We start from the raw sequence: 20,171 nt of genomic DNA, 5'->3' as shown, positions 1-20,171 counted from the left end.
CAGCCAGCGTTAGAAAGAGGACTCTGACCCAGTCCGATATCCAACGCGCTTGCGATACGGCAGACAACGCGATAGCCGGCATGCTGAGGAAAGACCATGAGACACGATCACGACATCATCACCAGAGAGGAAATGATCGAACTGACGGGGACACCGCTTAAATCGCGGCAGTGTGAAGCGCTACGCCGGGCCGGAGTCTTTTTCATGGAAAGGGCAGACGGCCATCCTAAAACGACGTGGGGCCATTTCCTGAACCCAATTAAATACCGCAACCAGCAGGAAGAGACGGTGCGGGAGGAAGAACCAGACTTCGGAGCTATCTTTAATGGCCGGAAAGCGTAAGAACCCCGCTGATAACTGGATGCCGCCCCGCGTGTATCGCGGCAAGGCGGCGTATGAATTCAGGAATAAAGATAACAAGGCTATCAGGCTATGTGCGCTCTCCGAGCCTCAATCAGCTGTATGGCTGGCATATGAAAAAGCCATGGGAGAAGAAGTCGAGCGCAAGACGTTTCAGGCTCTGGCCGATCAATTCATGTCTTCCCCTGACTGGCAGGATTTAGCGGCAGAAACCCGAAAAGACTACACGAAATACGCAGGCAAAGTGTTGCCGGTATTCGGGAAGGTTAACCCGGATAAAATTAAACCAGAACACATCCGGCGCTATATGGATCAGCGTGGTATGGCCAGTAAAACGCAGGCTAACCGGGAAAAGAGTGTTCTTTCGCGAGTATTCCGCTGGGGTTATGAGCGGGGTTACGTCCAGCACAATCCCTGTCAGGGCGTTAAGAAGTTCAAAGAGACAGCCCGAGAACGTTACATCACCGACGAAGAATACAAAGCGGTTTACGATGTTGCTCCGGACGTAGTTCGCGCCACCATGGAAATCGCTTATTTGTGTCTGGCCAGACAAAGCGATGTGCTGGCTTTGACTGAAGACCAGATACGCGAAACCGGGATCTTTATCCGCCAGGGAAAAACAGGCGTAAAGCAAATCAAAGCATGGTCGCCACGCCTGCGCGCCGCTGTCGCCCTCGCCCGTTCCCTGCCGTTAAAGCCGGGTATCCGTAGCCTGTTTGTCATTCACCAGACCAGCGGCAGCAAATACACCCGCGACGGTTTTAATTCACGCTGGCGCGACGCGAAAATCGCAGCGCAGGAAAAGAACCCACACCTGCAGATAGATTTCACTTTCCACGATCTGAAAGCGAAAGGTGTCTCTGATCTGGAAGGAAGCCTCGAGGAGAAACAGGCGATTTCAGGCCATAAGAATTCGAGACAAACGGCGATTTACGACAGGAAAACTAAAATCGTGCCGGTTGTTGGTGGTCAGAAAAAATGAATCGCTATGCGTTCGTTGAAAAATCATCTTCGGACGCATCTTCGGAAAGGAGAATTTCAGGCATAAAAAAACCGCCTTGCGGGCGGTTAACACGACACTGCTTATCATTGATTTTATTAGCTTTATCCCAATGGTACCCGGAGCGGGACTTGAACCCGCACAGCGCGAACGCCGAGGGATTTTAAATCCCTTGTGTCTACCGATTCCACCATCCGGGCTCGGGATAGAAATTGGAGGCGCGTTCCGGAGTCGAACCGGACTAGACGGATTTGCAATCCGCTACATAACCGCTTTGCTAACGCGCCTTAATGCTTGAACACCCGCTGATGCCGATGTTGTAAACTGGAGCGGGAAACGAGACTCGAACTCGCGACCCCGACCTTGGCAAGGTCGTGCTCTACCAACTGAGCTATTCCCGCATCATCAAGCTAATTTGCTAATTACTTGATTTTGTTATCGTCTGTCAGACAGTGCTGCCGTTCGATGCGTTGCATTCTACTTACCTGGCGCAATGAGTCAACGATATTTTTTAAAACCTTGTGTTGTTTGCTGAAAATTGCGCCGAAACGATCACTGATCAAGCAAATCGCCGCGCGCCGCGTTCAAATACTGCAGCATGGACCACAGCGTCAGCACCGCCGCCACGAGGAACAGACCAATCCCCGCCCATTCAACCCAGATATTTGGGCGCCACAGCATCCACACCAGCGCGGCCATTTGCGCCGTGGTTTTGACTTTGCCTATCCATGACACCGCCACGCTGCTGCGCTTGCCCAGTTCGGCCATCCACTCGCGCAGCGCGGAGATAATAATTTCACGCGCGATCATGGTGGCGGCCGGTAACGTCACCCACCAGGTATGGTAATGCTCGGCAACCAGTACCATCGCAATAGCCACCATGACTTTATCCGCGACCGGATCGAGGAAAGCGCCGAAACGCGTGCTCTGATTCCAGCGACGCGCCAGATAACCATCAAACCAGTCGGTCACCGCTGCGACGAAGAAAATTAGCGCACAGGCAAAAGGGGCCCAGGTAAACGGCAGATAAAACGCCAGTACAAAGAACGGGATAAGAATGACGCGAAACAGAGTAAGCAACGTAGGGATATTAAATTGCATAGTAACGGGTAACTATCTGTTGTAAGTAAAAATTAGCCCTATGTTGCTACAGAGCCCCTAATGTTTCAACGAGTAGAAGATCTTTTCTGCCAGACCGTGAGATATACCCGGTACTTGCGCAATTTCTTCGACGCTGGCTTTCTGCAACCCCTGCAGACCGCCCATATATTTCAGCAGCATCTGTCGGCGTTTGGGTCCGACCCCCTCAATGGTTTCCAGCGTGCTGGTGCTTTTTACTTTTGCCCGTTTCTTACGGTGGCCGGTAATGGCGTGATCGTGCGACTCGTCGCGAATATGCTGAATCACATGCAGCGCGGGGGAGTCCGGCGGCAGACTAAAGCCCTCGCCTTCCGGTTCAAAGAATAGCGTCTCCAGGCCCGCTTTACGATCGCTGCCTTTTGCCACGCCCAATAACAGAGGGTGACTTTTATCCCACGGCACGTCCAGCTCGGCAAAAACCGTCTTCGCCTGCCCAAGCTGGCCTTTACCGCCGTCGATCAGGATAACATCGGGAATTTTACTCTCTTCTATTGCCTTACCGTAGCGACGACGCAGGACCTGATTCATCGCCGCGTAATCATCTCCCGGCGTGATGCCGGTAATATTGTAACGGCGATACTCTGCGCGCAGCGGTCCGTTGCTATCAAAAACCACGCACGACGCCACCGTCTGTTCGCCCATCGTATGGCTGATGTCAAAGCATTCCATCCGATTGACGACCGGAAGCTTGAGTAATGTCGCCAGCGCCCGCAAACGTTGCGTAATCGTTGAATGCTGGGAAAGCTTGGTGGTCAGCGCCGTCGCGGCGTTCGTGCGCGCCAGCTTCAGGTAACGGGCGCGATCGCCGCGGGGTTTGGTCTGTACGTTAACCCGGCGCCCGGCCAGCTCTGAGAGCGAATCCGCCAGCAGGGTTTTGTCGCCCAGGTTAAAATCCAGCAGGATCTCGCCCGGCAGCGTCCGCATCTGGCTGCCCTGCAAATAGAACTGTCCGACAAAGGTTTCCACCACTTCACCGAGTTCGGTGCCATTCGGCACTTTGGGGAAATAGCTGCGGCTACCAAGGACTTTACCCTGGCGGATAAACAGCACGTGGACGCACGCCATGCCGGCATCAAACGAGACGCCGATAACATCCAGATCGTCACCGGTATTGGAGACGAACTGTTTCTCCGTTACCCGACGTACGGCCTGAATCTGGTCGCGGATCCGCGCTGCCTCTTCAAATTCCAGCGCCTGGCTGGCCTTTTCCATGCGGGCAATCAGCTGAGTCAGTACCTGATCGTCTTTGCCCGCCAGGAACAGGCGCACGTAGTCGACCTGCTGGGCATACTCTTCCTCGCTCACCAGTCCGGCAACGCACGGCCCCAGACAGCGGCCAATTTGATACTGCAGGCAAGGCCGCGAACGGTTGCGATAGACGCTGTTCTCACACTGGCGGATAGGGAAGATTTTTTGCAGCAGCGCTAACGTCTCGCGAACCGCGTAGCCGTTGGGGAACGGGCCAAAATATTCGCCTTTCGCATGCTTCGCCCCACGATGCGTCGCCAGGCGAGGATGCGTATCGCCGCTAAGGAAAATAAAGGGATAGGATTTATCATCGCGCAGCAGCACGTTGTAACGCGGCTGGTATAGCTTGATGTAATTATGCTCAAGCAGCAGCGCTTCCGTTTCGGTGTGGGTCACGGTAACGTCAATCTGGGCGATAAGCGCCACCAGCGCTTCGGTTTTACGCGAAGCCAGGTTGCTGCGAAAATAGCTGCTCAGCCGCTTTTTCAGGTCTTTCGCTTTGCCTACATAGATAACAGTACCGCCAGCGTCATACATACGATAGACGCCCGGCTGGCTGGTTACTGTTTTCAGGAAAGCTTTTGCATCAAAAACATCACTCACTGACTTGCTAACGACTCCGCATTGCACAGGCCATGGCGAATTGCCAGGTGCGTCAGCTCCACATCGCCGTGTATGTTCAGTTTACTGAACATACGATAGCGGTAGCTGTTCACGGTCTTGGGACTCAGATTCAACTGCTCTGAGATCTCGTTGACCTTCTGACCTTTAGTAATCATTAGCATAATCTGCAATTCTCGCTCAGACAAACTGACAAACGGCGACTCCGCCTTCTCCGGTTCAATCTGGCTTAGCGCCATCTGCTGGGCGATATCAGAGGCGATATAACGCTGACCCGATGCCACGCAGCGAATCGCATTCACAACCTCCTGCGGCGCGGCGCCTTTACTGAGGTAGCCAGCAGCCCCGGCCTGCATGACTTTCGCCGGCAGCGGATTTTCCGTATGCACGGTCAGCATTATCACTTTGGCATCAGCAACGGAACGGGCAATTTTTCGCGTAGCCTCAAGGCCGCCGATACCCGGCATGTTCATATCCATCAGGACTACATCAACGGGATTCGCGCGGCACCATTTCACGGCATCCTCACCGCAGCAGGCCTCGCCGGCAACTTTAATCCCTTTTATATCTTCCAGAATGCGTCGTATCCCTGCGCGCACCAGTTCGTGGTCATCAACAAGAAGGACGTTGATCAAAGGAATATTCTCCAGAATTAGGGATAACGCTACTGATAGCTTATCTCCCACATATTACCGGGTTTTAACCTAATTTTGAAAGCCAAAAAATGTGCTGGGAAAGATTTCTTGCGCAATTATGGAAATTTGTCTGCACACCCGCTGGAAAGCCATACATAACATAGAGTTGTACAACAGTTACTTTTTAACATTCATCATACAGATTACGTAAAAACACAACACATTGCGTAGGCGATAAATATGTACCTGAATATGTAACAATTATTAACACGAACACGGGGCGTACGAAAAAATTAACACGCTTAGATCTCATGAATACGTATTATTCAGTCAATTAAATCATTCACCACTCGGATGAAAGAACAGAAATCAAGCACTCCTTTTTTTTCCTTTGCTTGTGGTATACTGCGCCGCCTTCACTTTTAGTCATGCGCAATTGCGCAGAAAGCAATCGAGGATATAGATGAGCACTCCAGATTTTTCCACTGCGGAAAATAACCAAGAACTGGCACAGGAAGTTTCGTGTCTGAAAGCAATGATAACGCTGATGCTGCAGGCCATGGGTCAGGCTGATGCAGGCCGCGTGATTATTAAAATGGAAAAACAAATCGCGCAGATGGAAGATGAGGCTCAGGCTGCCGTATTCTCCAGCACCGTTAAGCAAATTAAGCAGGCATATCGTCAGTAATCAATTACCGGCTGAAGGTATTACTAACAGCCGGTCTTACGTCTGGCACGCAGAACAACACATGAGATCAAATTAGGCCCGTCGCTACGGCATAGCAGGCAATTTGGGTTTTGTTTGGCGCGTTGAATTTTCGCTGCATATTTTTCTGATGGAAATTGACGGTATTTTCTGAGATAGACAGAATCATTGCCACCTCAGCCGAGGTTTTCCCTTCCGCCGTCCATTTCAAAATCTCCAGTTCACGTCGACTAAATTTCATTTCCGGCGGCATAACCATCTCGTCCTCCAGGCGCAAAAGCGTCAGCAGGCTCAATTCGGTTAGCGTTCTTAAGCGCATCTCCAGTTCATCTTCCGCAAAGGGTCCCTGGCTATGGCTGGTTCCTGAAACGGATAAGAATCCCTGAGCATGGTTCGGCAGCGTCAGGCACTGCGTGACGCCCTTGCGTAATCCATGGTCGCGCGCGCCGTCCCATAATTCCGGTGTATCATGGAATAGCTTGTCGTTCCATGGCAGATGCCCACGAAGGAAATTCTCCTTGCGCAGCACCGGGTCGATCGCGAGATAATTCTCGGCTTGATAATGCGCCATCCAGGCCTGAGGATAGGTCGATTGCAGCGTCACCCTGGGCCGAGTAAAAGGCACGGGATGCCGTACGCAGAGTGCGAAGTAGTCATATTCCAGCCCTTTTGCTTCCTGCTGCAGAAGATGATAAACCCCCTCGCCTGCAGAAACGGACTGAAATTGTTGCAGCATTTCCCGCCGCCAGCTGAAAAAATCATTGTCCCTCATAACTAACCAAATAACTCCTGAGTGATAATCATTATTATAAATACATAAAACTAACACATAAATCCTGCTTATATGTATAAAAAATGGCAGCCACCGCATTTATTAGACTACGTCCGGCGAAAGTACCGGATACGTTAAAAAATTATGCCAATTGATGTGGCACAAAACCTTGACAGATGTATCGTCGTTGCTTATGACCACTATCCGGACATACTTTTTTTGCTGATAAACCGGTTATTCAGCGCTGCCCGGCCGCATCCGTCAGCACAAGCCTGAGCGAATGCGGCCGGCGCGGGGCGATTACTGCATCAGGAATTTTTCGAGGAACTGGCGGGTACGCGCGTGCTGAGGATTGGCAAACAGCGCTTTTGCTTCACCCTGTTCAACGATACGCCCCTGATCCATAAAAATAGCGCGGTCCGCCACGTCGCGGGCAAAGCTCATCTCATGGGTCACGATCACCATCGTGCGCCTCTCCTGCGCCAGCTGGCGAATGGTATTGAGTACCTCCCCTACCAGTTCAGGATCTAATGCCGACGTTGGCTCATCAAACAAAATGACATCCGGACGCATCGCCAGCGCGCGAGCAATCGCCACGCGCTGCTGCTGCCCGCCGGACAAACGACGCGGGTAGCTATTTTCTTTACCGGTAAGCCCAACTTTCGTCAGCAGTTCACGCGCCCGGGCGATGGATTCATTTTTATCCTCCCCTTTAACGATGACCGGCCCTTCGATAATGTTTTCCATCACCGTACGGTGGGGGAAAAGATTAAAATTCTGAAACACAAAGCCCACGTGCTGACGCAGGCGGCGAATGGCCGTTTTTTGCTGGTTGATGCTGCGCCCGGCATCGATCGTCACGTCGCCTACGCGAATCGTGCCGCTTTCCGGCTGCTCCAGGAGATTAATACTGCGCAGCAGCGTCGTTTTCCCCGAACCGCTGGGACCGATAATCGCCACCACTTCCCCTTGTTGAACCTCAAGGTCGATACCATGAAGCACCGTCTGGCCATGGAATTTTTTCACCAGGTTTTTGACTTCAATCGCACTCATTTTGGATCTCGCTCCTGGCGGTTCAGCTGATTTTCAAAATAGTTTTGCAGCGTGGAAAGCACCGTTGCCATTACCCAGTAGATAAGCGAAGCGGCCAGGTACATGGTGAATACCTCCAGCGTCCGGGAGGTGATCAGCTGAGCCTGACGGAACAGTTCTGGCACCTGGATAGTTGCCGCCAGCGAGGTATCTTTCACCAGGCTGATAAAACTGTTGGAAAGCGGCGGTAACGCCACGCGCGCGGCCTGAGGAAGAATCGCGCGGCGCATTGCCTGCCAGCGCGTCATACCGATACTCGCCGCGGCCTCCCACTGCCCTTTATCAATGGAGGCAATCGCTGCGCGCAGCGTTTCCGCCGCGTAGGCCGCCGTGTTTAAAGACAGGCCGATCATCGCCGCGGGAATAGGATCCAGCTCGATGCCGAACTGCGGCAAGCCGTAATAGATCATAAACAGCTGCGCAATCAGCGGCGTTCCGCGAAAGATGGAGATGTACATCCGCGCCAGCCATTTAATCGGCCAGACGGGCGACATGCGCATCAGCGCCAAAATAAACCCCAGCACGAGGCCAAAAAACATGCCGCCGATGCTGAGCTGTAGCGTAAATACCGCGCCCTTCAGCAGAAAAGGCGCGGAATCAATAACCAGTTGGATACTCTCTTGCATTCTATGTGTTCTGCATTAGATATGAGGATGATAGGCGAACAGCGCAGGCGCGCCGCCGGTGTGAACAAACAGTATTGGGCCTTCATCCTTAAAGCGCTTCTGGCTGATACCATCAATCAATCCGGCCATCGCCTTCCCGGTATACACCGGATCCAGCAGGATACCTTCCAGCTGCGCCAGCAGCTTCACCGCCGCCATCCCTTCGTCGTTCGGTATTCCGTAACCCGGCGCAAAGTACTCATCCCACAGCTGAATACCGGCCTTTGCCTCCAGTTCCAGGCTATTTGCCACCGCCTGCTGCAGCGCAGCCACTTTTGGCAGCTGGTCAGCCACGCTGCGCGATACGGTCACGCCGATAAGCTCGGCATTGGGCATCAGCTGCTCCAGTCCCACGGCGAGGCCGGCATGCGTACCGGCGCTGCCGGAGGCGACGACCACGGAGGAGAGCTCGACCGCCCCTTCGCACTGCTGGGCAATTTCCAGCGCGCTCTCCACATAGCCCAGCGCGCCCAGCGCGTTCGAACCGCCAACCGGAATCACGTACGGACGATAGCCCTGAGCTTCAATGCGGGTCGCCAGCGCTTCCAACTGAGCATTAGGATCGGTCAGCGCGTCGCACATTTCGACCTGAGTATTAAACAGGTCAAGCAGCAGGCGGTTACCGTTGGTCAGGTAGTTCTCAGCCCGGGTACCCATTGGATTCTCCAGCAGCGCCACGCAGTGCAGGCCCAGCTTAGCCGCCACCGCCGCCGTCTGGCGCACATGGTTGGACTGGATAGCTCCTGCGGTAATCAGGGTATCCGCCCCTTCTCGCAGCGCATCGGCAGCCAGAAATTCAAGCTTACGTAGCTTGTTGCCCCCCATCGCAAGCGGGGTCACATCATCGCGCTTGATAAAAATTTCGCGGCCAAGGTAATCGGACAAGCGCGGCAGATATTCCAGCGGCGTCGGCGCGCCAATCAGTTCCAGACGCGGGAATAGGGTTAAATTTTGCAGTGACATAAGACCTCCTGACTGAATTATCCTTGATTATGCACGCTGTGACGCGCGAAATAAAAAAAGGCGCTATCAGGAGCGCCTTTTTTCACCGCTGGCCGTTACTTCGTGACGTCAGCGCCAAACCATTTTTCCGACAGCGCCTTCAGGCTGCCGTCTTTTTGCATATCCGCAATGGCGCCATCAACCGCTTTCAGCAGGTCTTCATTACCTTTGCGCAGAGCGACGCCGGACTCCTGGCGAGAGAAGGCTTCACCGGTGACGGCAAGGGTGTTACCGGTTTTCTTCACCAGATCCAGCGCTGCCAGGCGGTCAACCAGGATGGCGTCAATTCGCCCTACGCGCAGATCCTGGTATTTCGTCGGGTCATCATCATAAGTCCGAATGTCGACGCCCTGTACGTTCTGGCGCAGCCACTCTTCGTAGTTGGTCCCCAGGCCGACGCCAACTTTCTTACCTTTCAGGTCGGCTGCAGTTTTAATCACGCCTTCGTTACCTTTTTTCACCAGCGCCTGGATCCCGGAAACGGTGTACGGCGTCGAGAAGTCATATTTTTGCTTACGCTGATCGGAAATAGTGACCTGGTTTATCACCACATCGATACGTTTAGAGTCCAGCGAAGCCAGCATGCCGTCCCATTTCGTGGGTTTAAGGTCAGCCTTCACGCCCAGATGTTTCGCCAGTTCATTAGCAAAATCCACCTCGAAGCCGGTCAGCTTACCGTCATCTCCCTGATAGCTGAATGGCGGATATGTCCCTTCCAGACCCACGCGTAGCGTGCCGCGTTCTTTAACCTGATTAAGCAGATTTTCAGCAGCAAAGGTTTTTACGCTGACGCCGGTCATTAATACGACGGCCATTGCGCCCATCAGCGCCTGACGACCCAGAAGTGCTAATTTCATAGATACCCCTAAAAGAGTGATATTTTGCTGTAGTGTAAGGCGTTTAACCTTAGTCACCAACATCGATACGCTACATCTTATTCCAAATTATTATATATGATGCCTTTTAGGGCATAGTGAAAACGTATCGAAAATATCTCCATTTTGCTGGATATCTCTCATACTGCAATGGTCAGCTTGATGACGTATGGAGCATGGAAGATGAAAAACCCCACGTTACTGCAGTGCTTTCACTGGTACTACCCCACCGGCGGCGAGTTATGGCGTGAAGTCGAAGCCCTGGCGCCAAACCTCAACGAAATCGGCATTAACATGATTTGGTTGCCTCCTGCCTACAAAGGCGCCTCCGGCGGCTACTCTGTCGGTTATGATTGCTACGATCTGTTTGACCTCGGCGAATTCGACCAGAAGGGGTCTGTCGCCACAAAATATGGCGATAAAGCCCAGCTTCTGGCCGCCATATCCGCCCTGCGCCAGCACGATATCGCCGTACTCCTTGACGTCGTGGTCAACCATAAAATGGGCGCGGATGAAAAAGAGCCGGTACGTATTCAGCGGGTTGATCAAAACGACCGCACGCAAATCGCCGAGGAGATTGTGGAATGTGAAGCCTGGACGCGCTACACCTTCCCGGTACGCGCCGGCAAATACTCTGAATTCATCTGGGATTATAAGTGCTTCAGCGGCATCGACCATATTGAGAATCCTGATGAAGATGGCGTGTTTAAAATCGTCAACGACTATACCGGAGAGGGATGGAACGATCAGGTTGATGATGAAATGGGTAACTTCGACTACCTGATGGGTGAAAATATCGATTTTCGCAATCGGGCGGTAACCGAGGAGATTAAGTACTGGGCCCGCTGGGTGATGGAACAGACCGGCTGCGATGGCTTCCGCCTCGATGCGGTTAAACATATCCCCGCCTGGTTTTATAAAGAGTGGATTGACCACGTCCAGGAGGTGGCGACAAAGCCGCTGTTTATCGTGGCGGAATACTGGTCGCATGAAGTCGATAAGCTCCAGCAGTATATCGACATGGTTGACGGTAAGACGATGCTCTTTGACGCGCCGCTGCAGATGAAATTCCATGAAGCCTCGCGGCAGGGACGCGACTATGACATGAGCCAGATTTTTAGCGGCACCCTGGTGGAAGCCGACCCGTTCCACGCCGTAACCCTGGTGACCAACCATGATACCCAGCCGCTGCAGGCGCTGGAGGCGCCGGTTGAGGCCTGGTTCAAACCGCTGGCTTATGCGCTCATTTTGTTACGTGAAAACGGCGTTCCGTCCGTCTTTTATGCCGACCTGTTCGGCGCCAGCTACGAAGATACCGGCGGCGACGGCGAGACCTACGCCGTTGAGATGCCGGTTATTGAGCAATTACACGAACTGATCGATGCCCGTCAGCGTTTTGCTCACGGCGTACAAACTTTGTGGTTCGATCATCCGAACTGTATCGCTTTCAGCCGCAGCGGTACCGAAGAGGATCCGGGCTGCGTGGTGGTGCTTTCCAACGGTGACGACGGAGAAAAAACGCTTCCTCTGGGGGAAAACTACCGTAATAAACGCTGGCGTGATTTTCTCGGCAACCGCGAGGAAGTGATTGAAACCGACGATGAAGGAAACGGGGTTTTTACCTGTAACGGCGGCAGCGTCAGCGTCTGGGTTATCGAAGAGGTGCTATAAAATACAGAGAAACGCCGCGGGCTGAGAAGGGTTTCAGCCCGCAAAAAGCTTATTGCCCGCTTTTATCAGCCGAGGCCTTTTTCCATGCCTGTTCACACTCCGGGGTGAGACGATCCACCCGCTTGAGCGTCATCCGGTCGTAGCTCAGGGTATCGCCTTCGCGCTCAATCGGATAAACATCCAACGCGGAGGTGACGTTATAAACCGCATCATCACGCTTCATTAATTTACCCGGCAGGACGATAACCCGCTGCCACTGGCGACAGTCAAGGGTATTGCCCTCTTTGGTGACGATCAGGCTCGCAATCGCATCCGGGCTCATCATTTCACTCTGCGGGCCGGCCGATTGCCAGTATCCTTCCAGCCCAGCCGGCGCTGGCGCTTTAACAACCTCGCTGTAGCTATCAACCTGAACACAGCCGGCCAGGGCCAGCAGAGCGCCAGCAAACACTATCTTTTTCATCATCCATCCCACACACCGATAAAAAAACATTGTGGCATTAAAGCGTTAAGCTCGCCACCCTTCGCGATTCGGCAACAGCGCAGCAGGGCGAACGTCGGGCACACCCAATATGGTAAAAAATAGCCTTCAAATGTTAAGTTATTCTAACCCATCGAATAAAACCCATAAATCAGCAGGTGTTATTTTAACCATTCAATATAAGGATAATCCTATTTTAAAAAGCCGCTAAAATGGCAAACTTATATATGACGGGTATTTATTGTTTTTATTTCCTCCACATAGCGATTTGTAGCCTTTACTTTGAGAATATTCCTGGCAAATTATGGGGCTTATTACGGAATAGTTCAGGCTGCCTAATGGTTCCACGGCAGCAGTCGTTTTTTATTGCTAACAAAATGGACTTCATCGCGCTTGTCAGCGAGGAATAAATTATCGTTACGTGTTGATTGAGGATGGGTCATGTCAACGATTATCATGGATTTGTGCAGCTTCACCCGGCTGGGATTAACCGGGTACCTGACGGGCAGAGGGGTAAGGAAGCGCGATATCACTGAAGTACACAGTGCGCCGAGCCTGAAGGCTCTCTGCGAGACTAGCCGCCCTACGGTGGTATTTATCAACGAAGACTGCTTTATTCATCATGAAGAGAGCAACCAGCTTATCCGGCAAATCATTAGCCAGTATCCTGCGACGCTATTTGTTATCTTTATGTCGCTGGCGAATATACATTTCGATCACTACCTGCTGGTGCGCAAAAACTTACTTATCTGCTCTAAATCACTGACCGAAAAAGACCTGGACGACATCCTTGCCATCCGCCTGAAATATGAGAACTATCGTCCCACCCGGATTAATATCCCCACGCTGTCCTTAAGCCAGACCGAATCAAATATGCTGCAGATGTGGATGGCCGGGCACGGAACCTCGCACATATCAGCGCAGATGAACATTAAGGCCAAAACCGTCTCATCGCATAAGGGCAATATTAAAAAGAAAATTCATACCCACAACAAACAGGTGATTTATCATATCGTACGACTGGCTGAAAACATCACCTCCGGAATTCACGTCAACCTGCGTTGAAAGACGCTGGCGGCCGCTGCCGCCAGTTCACTTGAGGCAAATCACTCGTCCCGCTCAACGAAAATACCGTCGGGATGACCGTTCTCATTAAAAACCCAGATCCCGAGCGGGTAATCTTCCAGCGAAACCAGGTACATTACGCCTTCGCTAAACGACTCTATCGCCAGTACAACACCCGATCGACGTGGGCCACCATCGGTCTTCACCGTGACACGATCGTTTACCTGCATAACTCATCTCCTCTATTTTTGAGCCAGTGTAGAACAAAACTGCCGATCGCGCAGTGTCCTGCCCGGTAACTGCTGTTTTTGTAGACCGACTATACTTAAATAGCCCTGTCTGAGTTAAGCGAGGTACCCGCAATGAAAACCGCCAAAGAAAATCAAGGCGCAGGAAGCGTAGACGTTGACGCCCTGCTGGCGGCGATTAATGAAATCAGCGAAAGTGAAGTTCAGCGTACGCAAGACGATCCCCACCACGTCAGTATTGATGGCCGGGGTTACCACACCTGGCGCGAGCTGGCTGAGGCCTTTGAGCTCGATATCCATGATTTCAGCATCACGGAAGCCAACCGCTGAATTCTGTGCGAAAAAAATCCCGACTCGCAGGAGTCGGGATGAAGCTTGCTAATGCAAGAAGCACTTGAAAATTCGTTACACCAGGATATCCGATGCGCTACAAACATTACCCTCAATTATTTTGCATGACAACAAACATTCATGAAGCAAATTATTGAAAAACGTGGCTTACCTTCCCCCTCACGCTGGCAACGCTCGCCAGGCAAGGACTGCAGACATTTGTTCTTCCACGAACGTCCGATCGCCGCCAAACGTTTTTTAAGAATAATCTCACTAAAATAACCGTAGTGGATGATTTCAATTCAATTTATTTACATGGGGAATTAATTTTACCCTTCGGCGCAGACCCGATCGCGTCCGTTTTGCTTGGCCAGATACAGGCGATGATCGGCAACAGACTGCAAATTTTCAAAGTTATACTCACCCGAATCCTCGCTACAGCTCACCCCAAACGAAGCGGTAATACGCAAAGACGTGCTGTTACCCAGCAAAATTTCGCGGCTATTGATCCGGATACGGATCCGTTCAGCAATCGCCTTCGCTTCTTTTAACGCGGTATTCGGCAGCACAATACAAAACTCCTCCCCGCCAACTCTCCCCGCAAGATCGCCTTGCCGAATATGGCTGGCGATAGTACTCGCCACCAGCGACAGCACGCGATCGCCCGCGTGATGGCCGTACAGGTCGTTAACGCTTTTGAAATAATCCAGATCGAGCTGAATCACCGCAACGGGCCGCTTTAAACGCTCGCTCAGGCGAGTTTCTGCAGTGGCGCGTTCAAACAGCGCGCCGCGGTTTAATAGGCGGGTTAACGCATCGTGCCAGGCCTGCCACTCCAGGGAGGTCTGCAGCACGCTCATATTGCGCACCATTCGGCGGATCACCAGCCAGGAGATCATCAACATCAGCGTGAACATGAGCCACATCAGCATTAAAGCAATGGTGATGCTGCCAAAGTCACCGCGGACGCCTTCCCGGATCGTATGGATACGGATCAGTACCCCATCAAAATTGCGTAAGTTTTCCCAGCTAATATAACGCGTGACCAGGCGAATCCCTCCCTGATTCTCATGAGAAGACGCGCGGCTCAGCATCTCCTGTTCCCGCGGCGACAGCAGCGTTAGTACGTTGCCCGGCGCGGAAGAGGCAATCAAATTGAGCTGATTATCGTAAAGCTGGTACTCGCCCTCTTCGCCCGTTTTAATCGCATTGACCAGAAACGTTTTCATCTCTTGTACCGAGAAATCCATTGCCAGTACGCCGAGCCAATAGCGCTGGAAATCAAGCGGAATAGACGCCGTCACCACCTGCATTTCGCGCTGCGACGCCTCATCGGGAAAGGTTTGCCACACGATGCCGCGAGCAGGATTATTCCTCTGCGTTTGCCGGGTAAACCAGGGGGCGCTTGTCGCCCGCGAATACAGCGCCAGCGCCTGTGTCGCATTCTTCAGCGGCTCGGTGGTGGTAAAAAAGCCATTGCGCGACACGTACAGCATACGTTTCGCAAAACCACGGTTGTTATTAGCCAGACGCAGCATATAGCCCAGCTCAAGAGTGGCCATGAGCTCATTGCCGGAAAAGGAATTATCGCGAGAGAGAAGCGCGTCGCCGTCGACAAATGCATCGGCAACGCCATAGACCGGCAGCGTCCGCCGGTTATGAATCTCAACGGACCAGAGGGGATCATGCCGCTTTTTTAAATAATCCTCTTCCGCCTTGCGCAATACGACAAAATCCAGCGGCGTTCCCAGCGCCGATTGCATCCCGTTACGAAAAAAAATCATTCTGTCGATGTTAAACTGCAGCAGGCTGTCGAACTCATGGGAAACGTTTTCAAGATTATTGCGCTGGTTTGCGACGTAGGCTTCTTCAAGGACCTTGATCTCACGCCATATCAACAACGTGGAAAAGCAGAAGACGATAAAAAAACAGAGGTTAACCACATATCCGGGGCTTAAAATCTGGCGCAATTTTTTCACCCACATCAGCTTATCCATCGTTTTCTCGCAGCACGGTTAAAGAAGCAAACGTCATCCACGCTCCCTGTTCGTAAAACAACCATTAATATGAAAGCGCCCGACGAATGCCGGGCGCTGATAACGGGTCAGGAGCGGTTCAGCTTCCCTCCCCCTCCGCGAATAAGTTCATCTTCACGAAACGCCTCGCGCTTAACGCCGTAACCGTCATACCAGCGACATTCAACCATGCCGTTGGCGAACCCGGTAACGACCATTCGGGGGCCACCGCTTTTACGCCTGACTTCATCACTGACCAACAAGACCATTTTTGCCTCCGGTATCAGGAAGAAACAGATTTAACATAGACGAAGCTGAACCACTTTGCATGACCAGGAGCACATTTACTTTGCCGGACGACGCAGAGCGGCAATCGCTTTCACTCCAGCCAGCACGATGGCGCCAATGATGAATCCCAGCACCAGGTTGGCGCCCGTTGGCAGCAGCGAGGCAATGACCCCGTTCTGCCCATGGGCCAGATTTTCAATAGCGTGGTGCAGCGGCGCAATACCGTGGACCACAATACCGCCGCCCACCAGGAACATCGCCAGAGTGCCAACAATGGACAACACTTTCATCAGACGGGGCGCGATCGCCAACAACGCCTTGCCTGTCCACTGCGCCAGCGAGCTGGTTTTCTCCACCAGCCAGTAGCCCATATCATCCAGCTTGACGATGATCCCCACCAGACCGTAGACCCCCACCGTCACCAGAAGCGCGATGCCGGATAAAATCAGGATCTGATTCAATAACGGCGCTTCCGCCACAATCCCAAGCGTGATGGCGACAATTTCAGCCGACAAAATAAAATCGGTGCGTATCGCCCCTTTCACTTTATCCCGTTCAAAAGCCATAGGGTCCTGGTTCGCCAGGGCCTCAAGCCGCCGCTGGCGAACCTGCGGATCCTCCTTGTGTTTGCGCGCCTGCAGGCTGTGCAGCACCTTCTCGACGCCTTCAAAACACAGAAACGCGCCCCCCAGCATCAGCAGCGGCGTAATCGCCCACGGAATAAAAGCGCTGATCAACAACGCCAGCGGCACCAGGATGACTTTATTGATCAATGAGCCTTTGGCTACGCCCCAAACTACCGGCAGTTCGCGGTTGGCCCGCACGCCGGTGACCTGTTGAGCATTAAGCGAGAGATCGTCTCCCAATACGCCTGCCGTTTTTTTTGCTGCCAGTTTCCCCATGACCGAAATATCATCGAGTAACGTGGCAATATCATCCAATAAGGTTAATAGACTACTTCCCGCCAAAATTGCATTCCTTCATTTATGATTGTTCCTCCTGAAGTATGAAGCAAAAGCGCTTTTTCGCCCACCGGTGTCCATAGTCAACAAAAATTTAACCATAGCAGGCGAATTAAAGCACTCGCCAGCACGATAGTTTTCACGTTTACTATACGTCCCCTTTCTATCTCTGCACCGTCGTGAGGAAGTATGTCTACCCGTCAGCTGTTACCGCTCATCGGGGCGCTGTTTGCGCTGTATATCATCTGGGGTTCCACCTATTTCGCTATCGCCGTCGGCGTCGCCAGTTGGCCTCCGCTGATGATGGCTGGCGTGCGTTTTCTTTCCGCGGGCGCGGTGCTAACTGCCTGGCTGCTGGCAACCGGTCATAAGCTGCCTGCGCGAAAGCCGCTGCTTAACGCGGCGCTGATTGGTGTGCTGCTGCTGGCGGTAGGTAATGGCTTTGTGACGCTCGCCGAACATCAGCACGTGCCTTCAGGCATTGCGGCGGTCATGGTCGCGACGGTGCCGCTGTTCACCCTGTGTTTTAGCCGCTTTTTTGGTATTGCGACCCGTAAGCTTGAGTGGTTGGGTATCGCTATTGGCCTCGCGGGGATCGTACTGCTCAACAGCGGCGGCAACCTGAACGGTAATCCCTGGGGCGCGCTACTGATACTTATCGGTTCAATGAGCTGGGCGTTTGGTTCCGTCTACGGCTCGCGAATCGAGCTACCAACGGGGATGATGGCGGGCGCCATTGAGATGCTGGCGGCAGGCGTCGTGCTGATTGCCTCCGCGCTAACCGGAGAAAAACTAACCCAGATGCCGTCGTGGTCCGGTATTTTTGCCGTCGCCTATCTGGCTATCTTCGGTTCGCTTATCGCAATTAACGCATATATGTATTTGATTCGTAACGTAACACCGGCGGTAGCGACCAGCTATGCCTACGTAAACCCGGTGGTCGCCGTACTGCTGGGAACCGGCTTTGCCGGAGAAAGCTTATCTGCCGTAGAGTGGCTGGCGCTCGGGATTATCATCTTCGCGGTCATTCTGGTGACGCTCGGCAAATACCTGCTCCCGGCGCGTCGTGAAATTACATCCTGTAAGGCGGAGAAGTAGCGTCCAGCACACCTATGCCCTGAGTATCGATCTGCGCGCACTGACCGCCGCCGCAGATCCACTCTTCCAGCCGTTCTCCCAGCGCGTCGTCATTGAGCTTCTTTCGCCCGCGCAGCGCGCACTCCCAGACCACCAGCACCCGCCATCCCTGCTCCGCCAGTCGCCCGATATCCCGGCGATCGCGCGCCACGTTTTTGGCTATTTTATCCAGCCAGAATGCAGTTCTTGTGGCGGGAACCTTGAACAGATAGCAATCATGATGATGCCAGAAGCAGCCGTGGGTAAAGATAACGCACTGATAGTCCGCCACGACAAAATCCGGGCGGCCGGGCAGCGCGGCATCCTGTACGGTAAAAGAGAATCCGGCGCCCGCCAGTAGCCCAGCCAGCCGTTTCTCTATTGCCGTATCGCGGGTGCCTATCGCGCGCATGTTTTTACTGCGGGTGGCTTTATCGTGAACGTCGGCCATGGTTAATCTCTTGCTCACGCCTGGCAACCGCTTGTTCAATACGCGGCGCCAGCAGCTTCGCCACCGCCGCAAATACCGGCACGACGACGGAATTGCCAAACTGGCGATAGGCCTGGGTATCCGAGACCGGAATACGGAAGCGATATCCCTGCGGCGTCTCAAAACCCATAAGCCTCGCGCACTCGCGGGGCGTCAGCCTGCGCGGACGACGAAGCTGGTTTTCAGGGTCATCAAAATGCTTTTCGCCCAGAGGCCGATCCCAGCCCCGGTCAATGAGGATTTCCGCGCCATCTTTGTAATAGCGCGCAGAGAGCGTTCGCGCCACGCTGTGCGGATTCGTTGGGTCGACGAGCCCGTAGCCAAAACCGTTCCCCCGCTCCTGGTGCTTACGCGCGTAGCGATAGAGATACTTCCACAGCACCCTGGTGAGAATAAATTTGTCGTCAACCGCGGGCTCCAGCAGCTCGCCAAAGGTCGGCCGGCGAGTGGGATAGAGAGCGGCGATATCGCGCAGGGTAAATCCCTCATGCAGCTGGAGATCGCGCCGGAAACCCACCAGCACAATACGCTCCCTGTGCTGGGGTAAAAAATAGCGCCCGTCGATGACTTTAGGGTCATCCGCCCCGGTATGCGCCGCGTCGGCAACCTCGTACCCCAGCTCATCCAGCGTCTGCATAATGATACGAAACGTCCGCCCCCGATCGTGACTCTTCAGGTTTTTGACGTTCTCCAGAACAAAAATCGGCGGCTGACGGGCGGCGATAATCCTGACCACGTCAAAAAACAGCGTCCCCTGCGTTTCGCAGGCAAAGCCGTGAGCGCGACCAAGGGCATTCTTCTTCGACACGCCGGCGAGAGAAAACGGCTGGCAGGGGAAGCCGGCCAGTAAAACGTCATGCTGCGGGATAGTCTGGCGTATATGCTGCGCGGCTTCTTCCTCGCTCACCTCAGGGAGATGGCTCAAAGTCACATCGCGGATATCTTCATTGAAACGATGCTGCTCAGGATCGCAGTACCAGTTGGCTTTATAGGTGCGCACCGCATGTTTATTCCATTCGCTGGTAAACACGCATTGCCCGCCAATCGCTTCAAAACCGTGGCGAATACCGCCGATACCGGCAAACAGATCGACGAAGCGGAACCCATAATGCGGATGATGCGCCGGCGGCTCCGGCAGGAGCGTGCGCAGGTGGGCCTGCTCCTGGCGGGTGATACGACCTGCCGCGCGCGCTACCGTCGCAACGCGCTTGAGGATAGCCGGGCTCCAGTGCTGCTCGCCGACGGCAATTAACTGCGCGACCAGCGTTTTGACATCGTATATCGCCATTAGCTGACGCAATAGCGCCTGCGCGTCTTCTCCGGTATGTTCAACCTTCAAAGACGGGGGATTTTCCTTGGATAAATTTTGCGCCATAACCTCAACCAGCC

At 53.3% G+C, this 20,171-nt stretch carries 22 protein-coding genes and 3 tRNA genes; 7 read left to right on the top strand and 18 right to left on the bottom strand.

Annotated elements, in window-relative coordinates; genetic code table 11:
* Window positions 1-96: 96 nt before the first annotated feature.
* Both MKleb_RS09730 and MKleb_RS09725 read left to right on the top strand, forming a co-directional pair.
* Entirely contained in the window at window positions 97-342 is a 246-nt protein-coding gene (locus MKleb_RS09730) for a DUF4224 domain-containing protein (protein ID WP_015365914.1), read from the top strand.
* Complete coding sequence (locus MKleb_RS09725; protein WP_217076616.1) at window positions 326-1,342, top strand: tyrosine-type recombinase/integrase; 1,017 nt, start codon at window positions 326-328, stop codon at window positions 1,340-1,342. Before MKleb_RS09730 ends, MKleb_RS09725 begins: the two co-directional genes overlap by 17 nt.
* Window positions 1,343-1,473: 131 nt before the next feature.
* On the opposite strand, the gene MKleb_RS09720 is transcribed toward MKleb_RS09725, so the two are convergent.
* The 6 genes from MKleb_RS09720 to uvrY all read right to left on the bottom strand — a co-directional run bounded on the left by MKleb_RS09720 (window position 1,474) and on the right by uvrY (window position 5,004).
* Window positions 1,474-1,560, bottom strand: a tRNA-Leu gene (locus MKleb_RS09720).
* A 13-nt stretch (window positions 1,561-1,573) separates the two neighbouring features.
* Window positions 1,574-1,647 (bottom strand) — tRNA-Cys (locus MKleb_RS09715).
* A 38-nt stretch (window positions 1,648-1,685) separates the two neighbouring features.
* Window positions 1,686-1,761, bottom strand: a tRNA-Gly gene (locus MKleb_RS09710).
* A 151-nt stretch (window positions 1,762-1,912) separates the two neighbouring features.
* Entirely contained in the window at window positions 1,913-2,461 is a 549-nt protein-coding gene (gene pgsA, locus MKleb_RS09705) for a CDP-diacylglycerol--glycerol-3-phosphate 3-phosphatidyltransferase (protein WP_004122100.1), read from the bottom strand.
* A gap of 57 nt (window positions 2,462-2,518) precedes the next feature.
* On the bottom strand, window positions 2,519-4,351 hold the full coding sequence (gene uvrC / locus MKleb_RS09700) for an excinuclease ABC subunit UvrC (protein ID WP_025106107.1): 1,833 nt from the start codon (window positions 4,349-4,351) through the stop codon (window positions 2,519-2,521).
* Window positions 4,348-5,004: a UvrY/SirA/GacA family response regulator transcription factor gene (uvrY, locus tag MKleb_RS09695; protein ID WP_217076614.1), complete on the bottom strand. Its 657-nt coding sequence runs from the start codon at window positions 5,002-5,004 to the stop codon at window positions 4,348-4,350. The genes uvrC and uvrY overlap by 4 nt, the downstream gene beginning before the upstream one ends.
* Window positions 5,005-5,467: 463 nt before the next feature.
* On the opposite strand from uvrY, the gene MKleb_RS09690 reads away from it, so the two are divergent.
* Window positions 5,468-5,692 (top strand): DUF2594 family protein, encoded by a 225-nt coding sequence (locus tag MKleb_RS09690; protein ID WP_004122104.1) that lies wholly within the window; start codon window positions 5,468-5,470, stop codon window positions 5,690-5,692.
* 67 nt (window positions 5,693-5,759) lie between these two features.
* Here MKleb_RS09690 and sdiA read toward each other — a convergent pair whose 3' ends face one another.
* The 5 genes from sdiA to tcyJ form a co-directional block, all read right to left on the bottom strand.
* Window positions 5,760-6,482: a transcriptional regulator SdiA gene (gene sdiA / locus MKleb_RS09685; protein ID WP_014229875.1), complete on the bottom strand. Its 723-nt coding sequence runs from the start codon at window positions 6,480-6,482 to the stop codon at window positions 5,760-5,762.
* A gap of 300 nt (window positions 6,483-6,782) precedes the next feature.
* Window positions 6,783-7,535 carry an L-cystine ABC transporter ATP-binding protein TcyN gene (gene tcyN, locus MKleb_RS09680; RefSeq protein ID WP_004852203.1) on the bottom strand — a complete coding sequence of 251 codons (753 nt, stop codon included), beginning with the start codon at window positions 7,533-7,535 and terminating at the stop codon, window positions 6,783-6,785.
* Complete coding sequence (gene tcyL, locus MKleb_RS09675; protein WP_004103458.1) at window positions 7,532-8,200, bottom strand: cystine ABC transporter permease; 669 nt, start codon at window positions 8,198-8,200, stop codon at window positions 7,532-7,534. The genes tcyN and tcyL overlap by 4 nt, the downstream gene beginning before the upstream one ends.
* Before the next feature lie 15 nt (window positions 8,201-8,215).
* Window positions 8,216-9,202: a D-cysteine desulfhydrase gene (gene dcyD / locus MKleb_RS09670; RefSeq protein ID WP_025106106.1), complete on the bottom strand. Its 987-nt coding sequence runs from the start codon at window positions 9,200-9,202 to the stop codon at window positions 8,216-8,218.
* Between the two features lie 95 nt (window positions 9,203-9,297).
* On the bottom strand, window positions 9,298-10,098 hold the full coding sequence (gene tcyJ / locus MKleb_RS09665) for a cystine ABC transporter substrate-binding protein (RefSeq protein WP_014229877.1): 801 nt from the start codon (window positions 10,096-10,098) through the stop codon (window positions 9,298-9,300).
* A gap of 201 nt (window positions 10,099-10,299) precedes the next feature.
* Between tcyJ and amyA the strand changes: the two genes are divergently transcribed.
* Window positions 10,300-11,787 (top strand): alpha-amylase, encoded by a 1,488-nt coding sequence (amyA, locus tag MKleb_RS09660; RefSeq protein ID WP_025106105.1) that lies wholly within the window; start codon window positions 10,300-10,302, stop codon window positions 11,785-11,787.
* Between the two features lie 49 nt (window positions 11,788-11,836).
* Here amyA and yedD read toward each other — a convergent pair whose 3' ends face one another.
* Complete coding sequence (gene yedD, locus MKleb_RS09655) at window positions 11,837-12,253, bottom strand: lipoprotein YedD (protein ID WP_161505342.1); 417 nt, start codon at window positions 12,251-12,253, stop codon at window positions 11,837-11,839.
* Window positions 12,254-12,709: 456 nt separating this feature from the next.
* Between yedD and rcsA the strand changes: the two genes are divergently transcribed.
* A complete protein-coding gene (gene rcsA / locus MKleb_RS09650; RefSeq protein ID WP_025106103.1) occupies window positions 12,710-13,333 on the top strand; it encodes a transcriptional regulator RcsA in 624 nt (207 codons plus the stop codon).
* Window positions 13,334-13,374: 41 nt separating this feature from the next.
* Here rcsA and dsrB read toward each other — a convergent pair whose 3' ends face one another.
* Window positions 13,375-13,563: a protein DsrB gene (gene dsrB, locus MKleb_RS09645; protein ID WP_217076612.1), complete on the bottom strand. Its 189-nt coding sequence runs from the start codon at window positions 13,561-13,563 to the stop codon at window positions 13,375-13,377.
* 132 nt (window positions 13,564-13,695) lie between these two features.
* Here dsrB and yodD point away from each other — a divergent pair, with 132 nt between their 5' ends.
* On the top strand, window positions 13,696-13,911 hold the full coding sequence (gene yodD / locus MKleb_RS09640) for a YodD family peroxide/acid resistance protein (RefSeq protein ID WP_014229881.1): 216 nt from the start codon (window positions 13,696-13,698) through the stop codon (window positions 13,909-13,911).
* Window positions 13,912-14,240: 329 nt separating this feature from the next.
* Here the strand turns inward: yodD and dgcQ are convergent, their stop codons facing one another.
* The 3 genes from dgcQ to MKleb_RS09625 all read right to left on the bottom strand — a co-directional run bounded on the left by dgcQ (window position 14,241) and on the right by MKleb_RS09625 (window position 17,182).
* Window positions 14,241-15,908, bottom strand: a complete 1,668-nt coding sequence (gene dgcQ, locus MKleb_RS09635; RefSeq protein ID WP_014838854.1) for a cellulose biosynthesis regulator diguanylate cyclase DgcQ — start codon at window positions 15,906-15,908, stop codon at window positions 14,241-14,243.
* A 107-nt stretch (window positions 15,909-16,015) separates the two neighbouring features.
* Window positions 16,016-16,195: a YodC family protein gene (locus tag MKleb_RS09630; protein WP_025106102.1), complete on the bottom strand. Its 180-nt coding sequence runs from the start codon at window positions 16,193-16,195 to the stop codon at window positions 16,016-16,018.
* A 75-nt stretch (window positions 16,196-16,270) separates the two neighbouring features.
* Window positions 16,271-17,182: a DUF808 domain-containing protein gene (locus tag MKleb_RS09625; protein WP_004852222.1), complete on the bottom strand. Its 912-nt coding sequence runs from the start codon at window positions 17,180-17,182 to the stop codon at window positions 16,271-16,273.
* A gap of 183 nt (window positions 17,183-17,365) precedes the next feature.
* Here MKleb_RS09625 and yedA point away from each other — a divergent pair, with 183 nt between their 5' ends.
* The gene (gene yedA, locus MKleb_RS09620; protein WP_217076611.1) at window positions 17,366-18,274 is read left to right on the top strand and encodes a drug/metabolite exporter YedA; all 909 of its coding nucleotides are present in this window, start codon (window positions 17,366-17,368) and stop codon (window positions 18,272-18,274) included.
* Here yedA and MKleb_RS09615 read toward each other — a convergent pair.
* Window positions 18,249-18,743, bottom strand: coding sequence for a very short patch repair endonuclease (locus MKleb_RS09615; RefSeq protein WP_025106100.1), 495 nt, complete (start codon window positions 18,741-18,743; stop codon window positions 18,249-18,251). The genes yedA and MKleb_RS09615 overlap by 26 nt on opposite strands.
* Complete coding sequence (locus tag MKleb_RS09610; protein ID WP_025106099.1) at window positions 18,724-20,157, bottom strand: DNA cytosine methyltransferase; 1,434 nt, start codon at window positions 20,155-20,157, stop codon at window positions 18,724-18,726. Before MKleb_RS09610 ends, MKleb_RS09615 begins: the two co-directional genes overlap by 20 nt.
* Window positions 20,158-20,171: the final 14 nt, after the last annotated feature.

The organism is Klebsiella sp. PL-2018 (genome assembly GCF_019048985.1).
GTDB lineage: Bacteria > Pseudomonadota > Gammaproteobacteria > Enterobacterales > Enterobacteriaceae > Klebsiella > Klebsiella michiganensis.
This window is presented reverse-complemented; position numbering and strand designations above follow the sequence as displayed.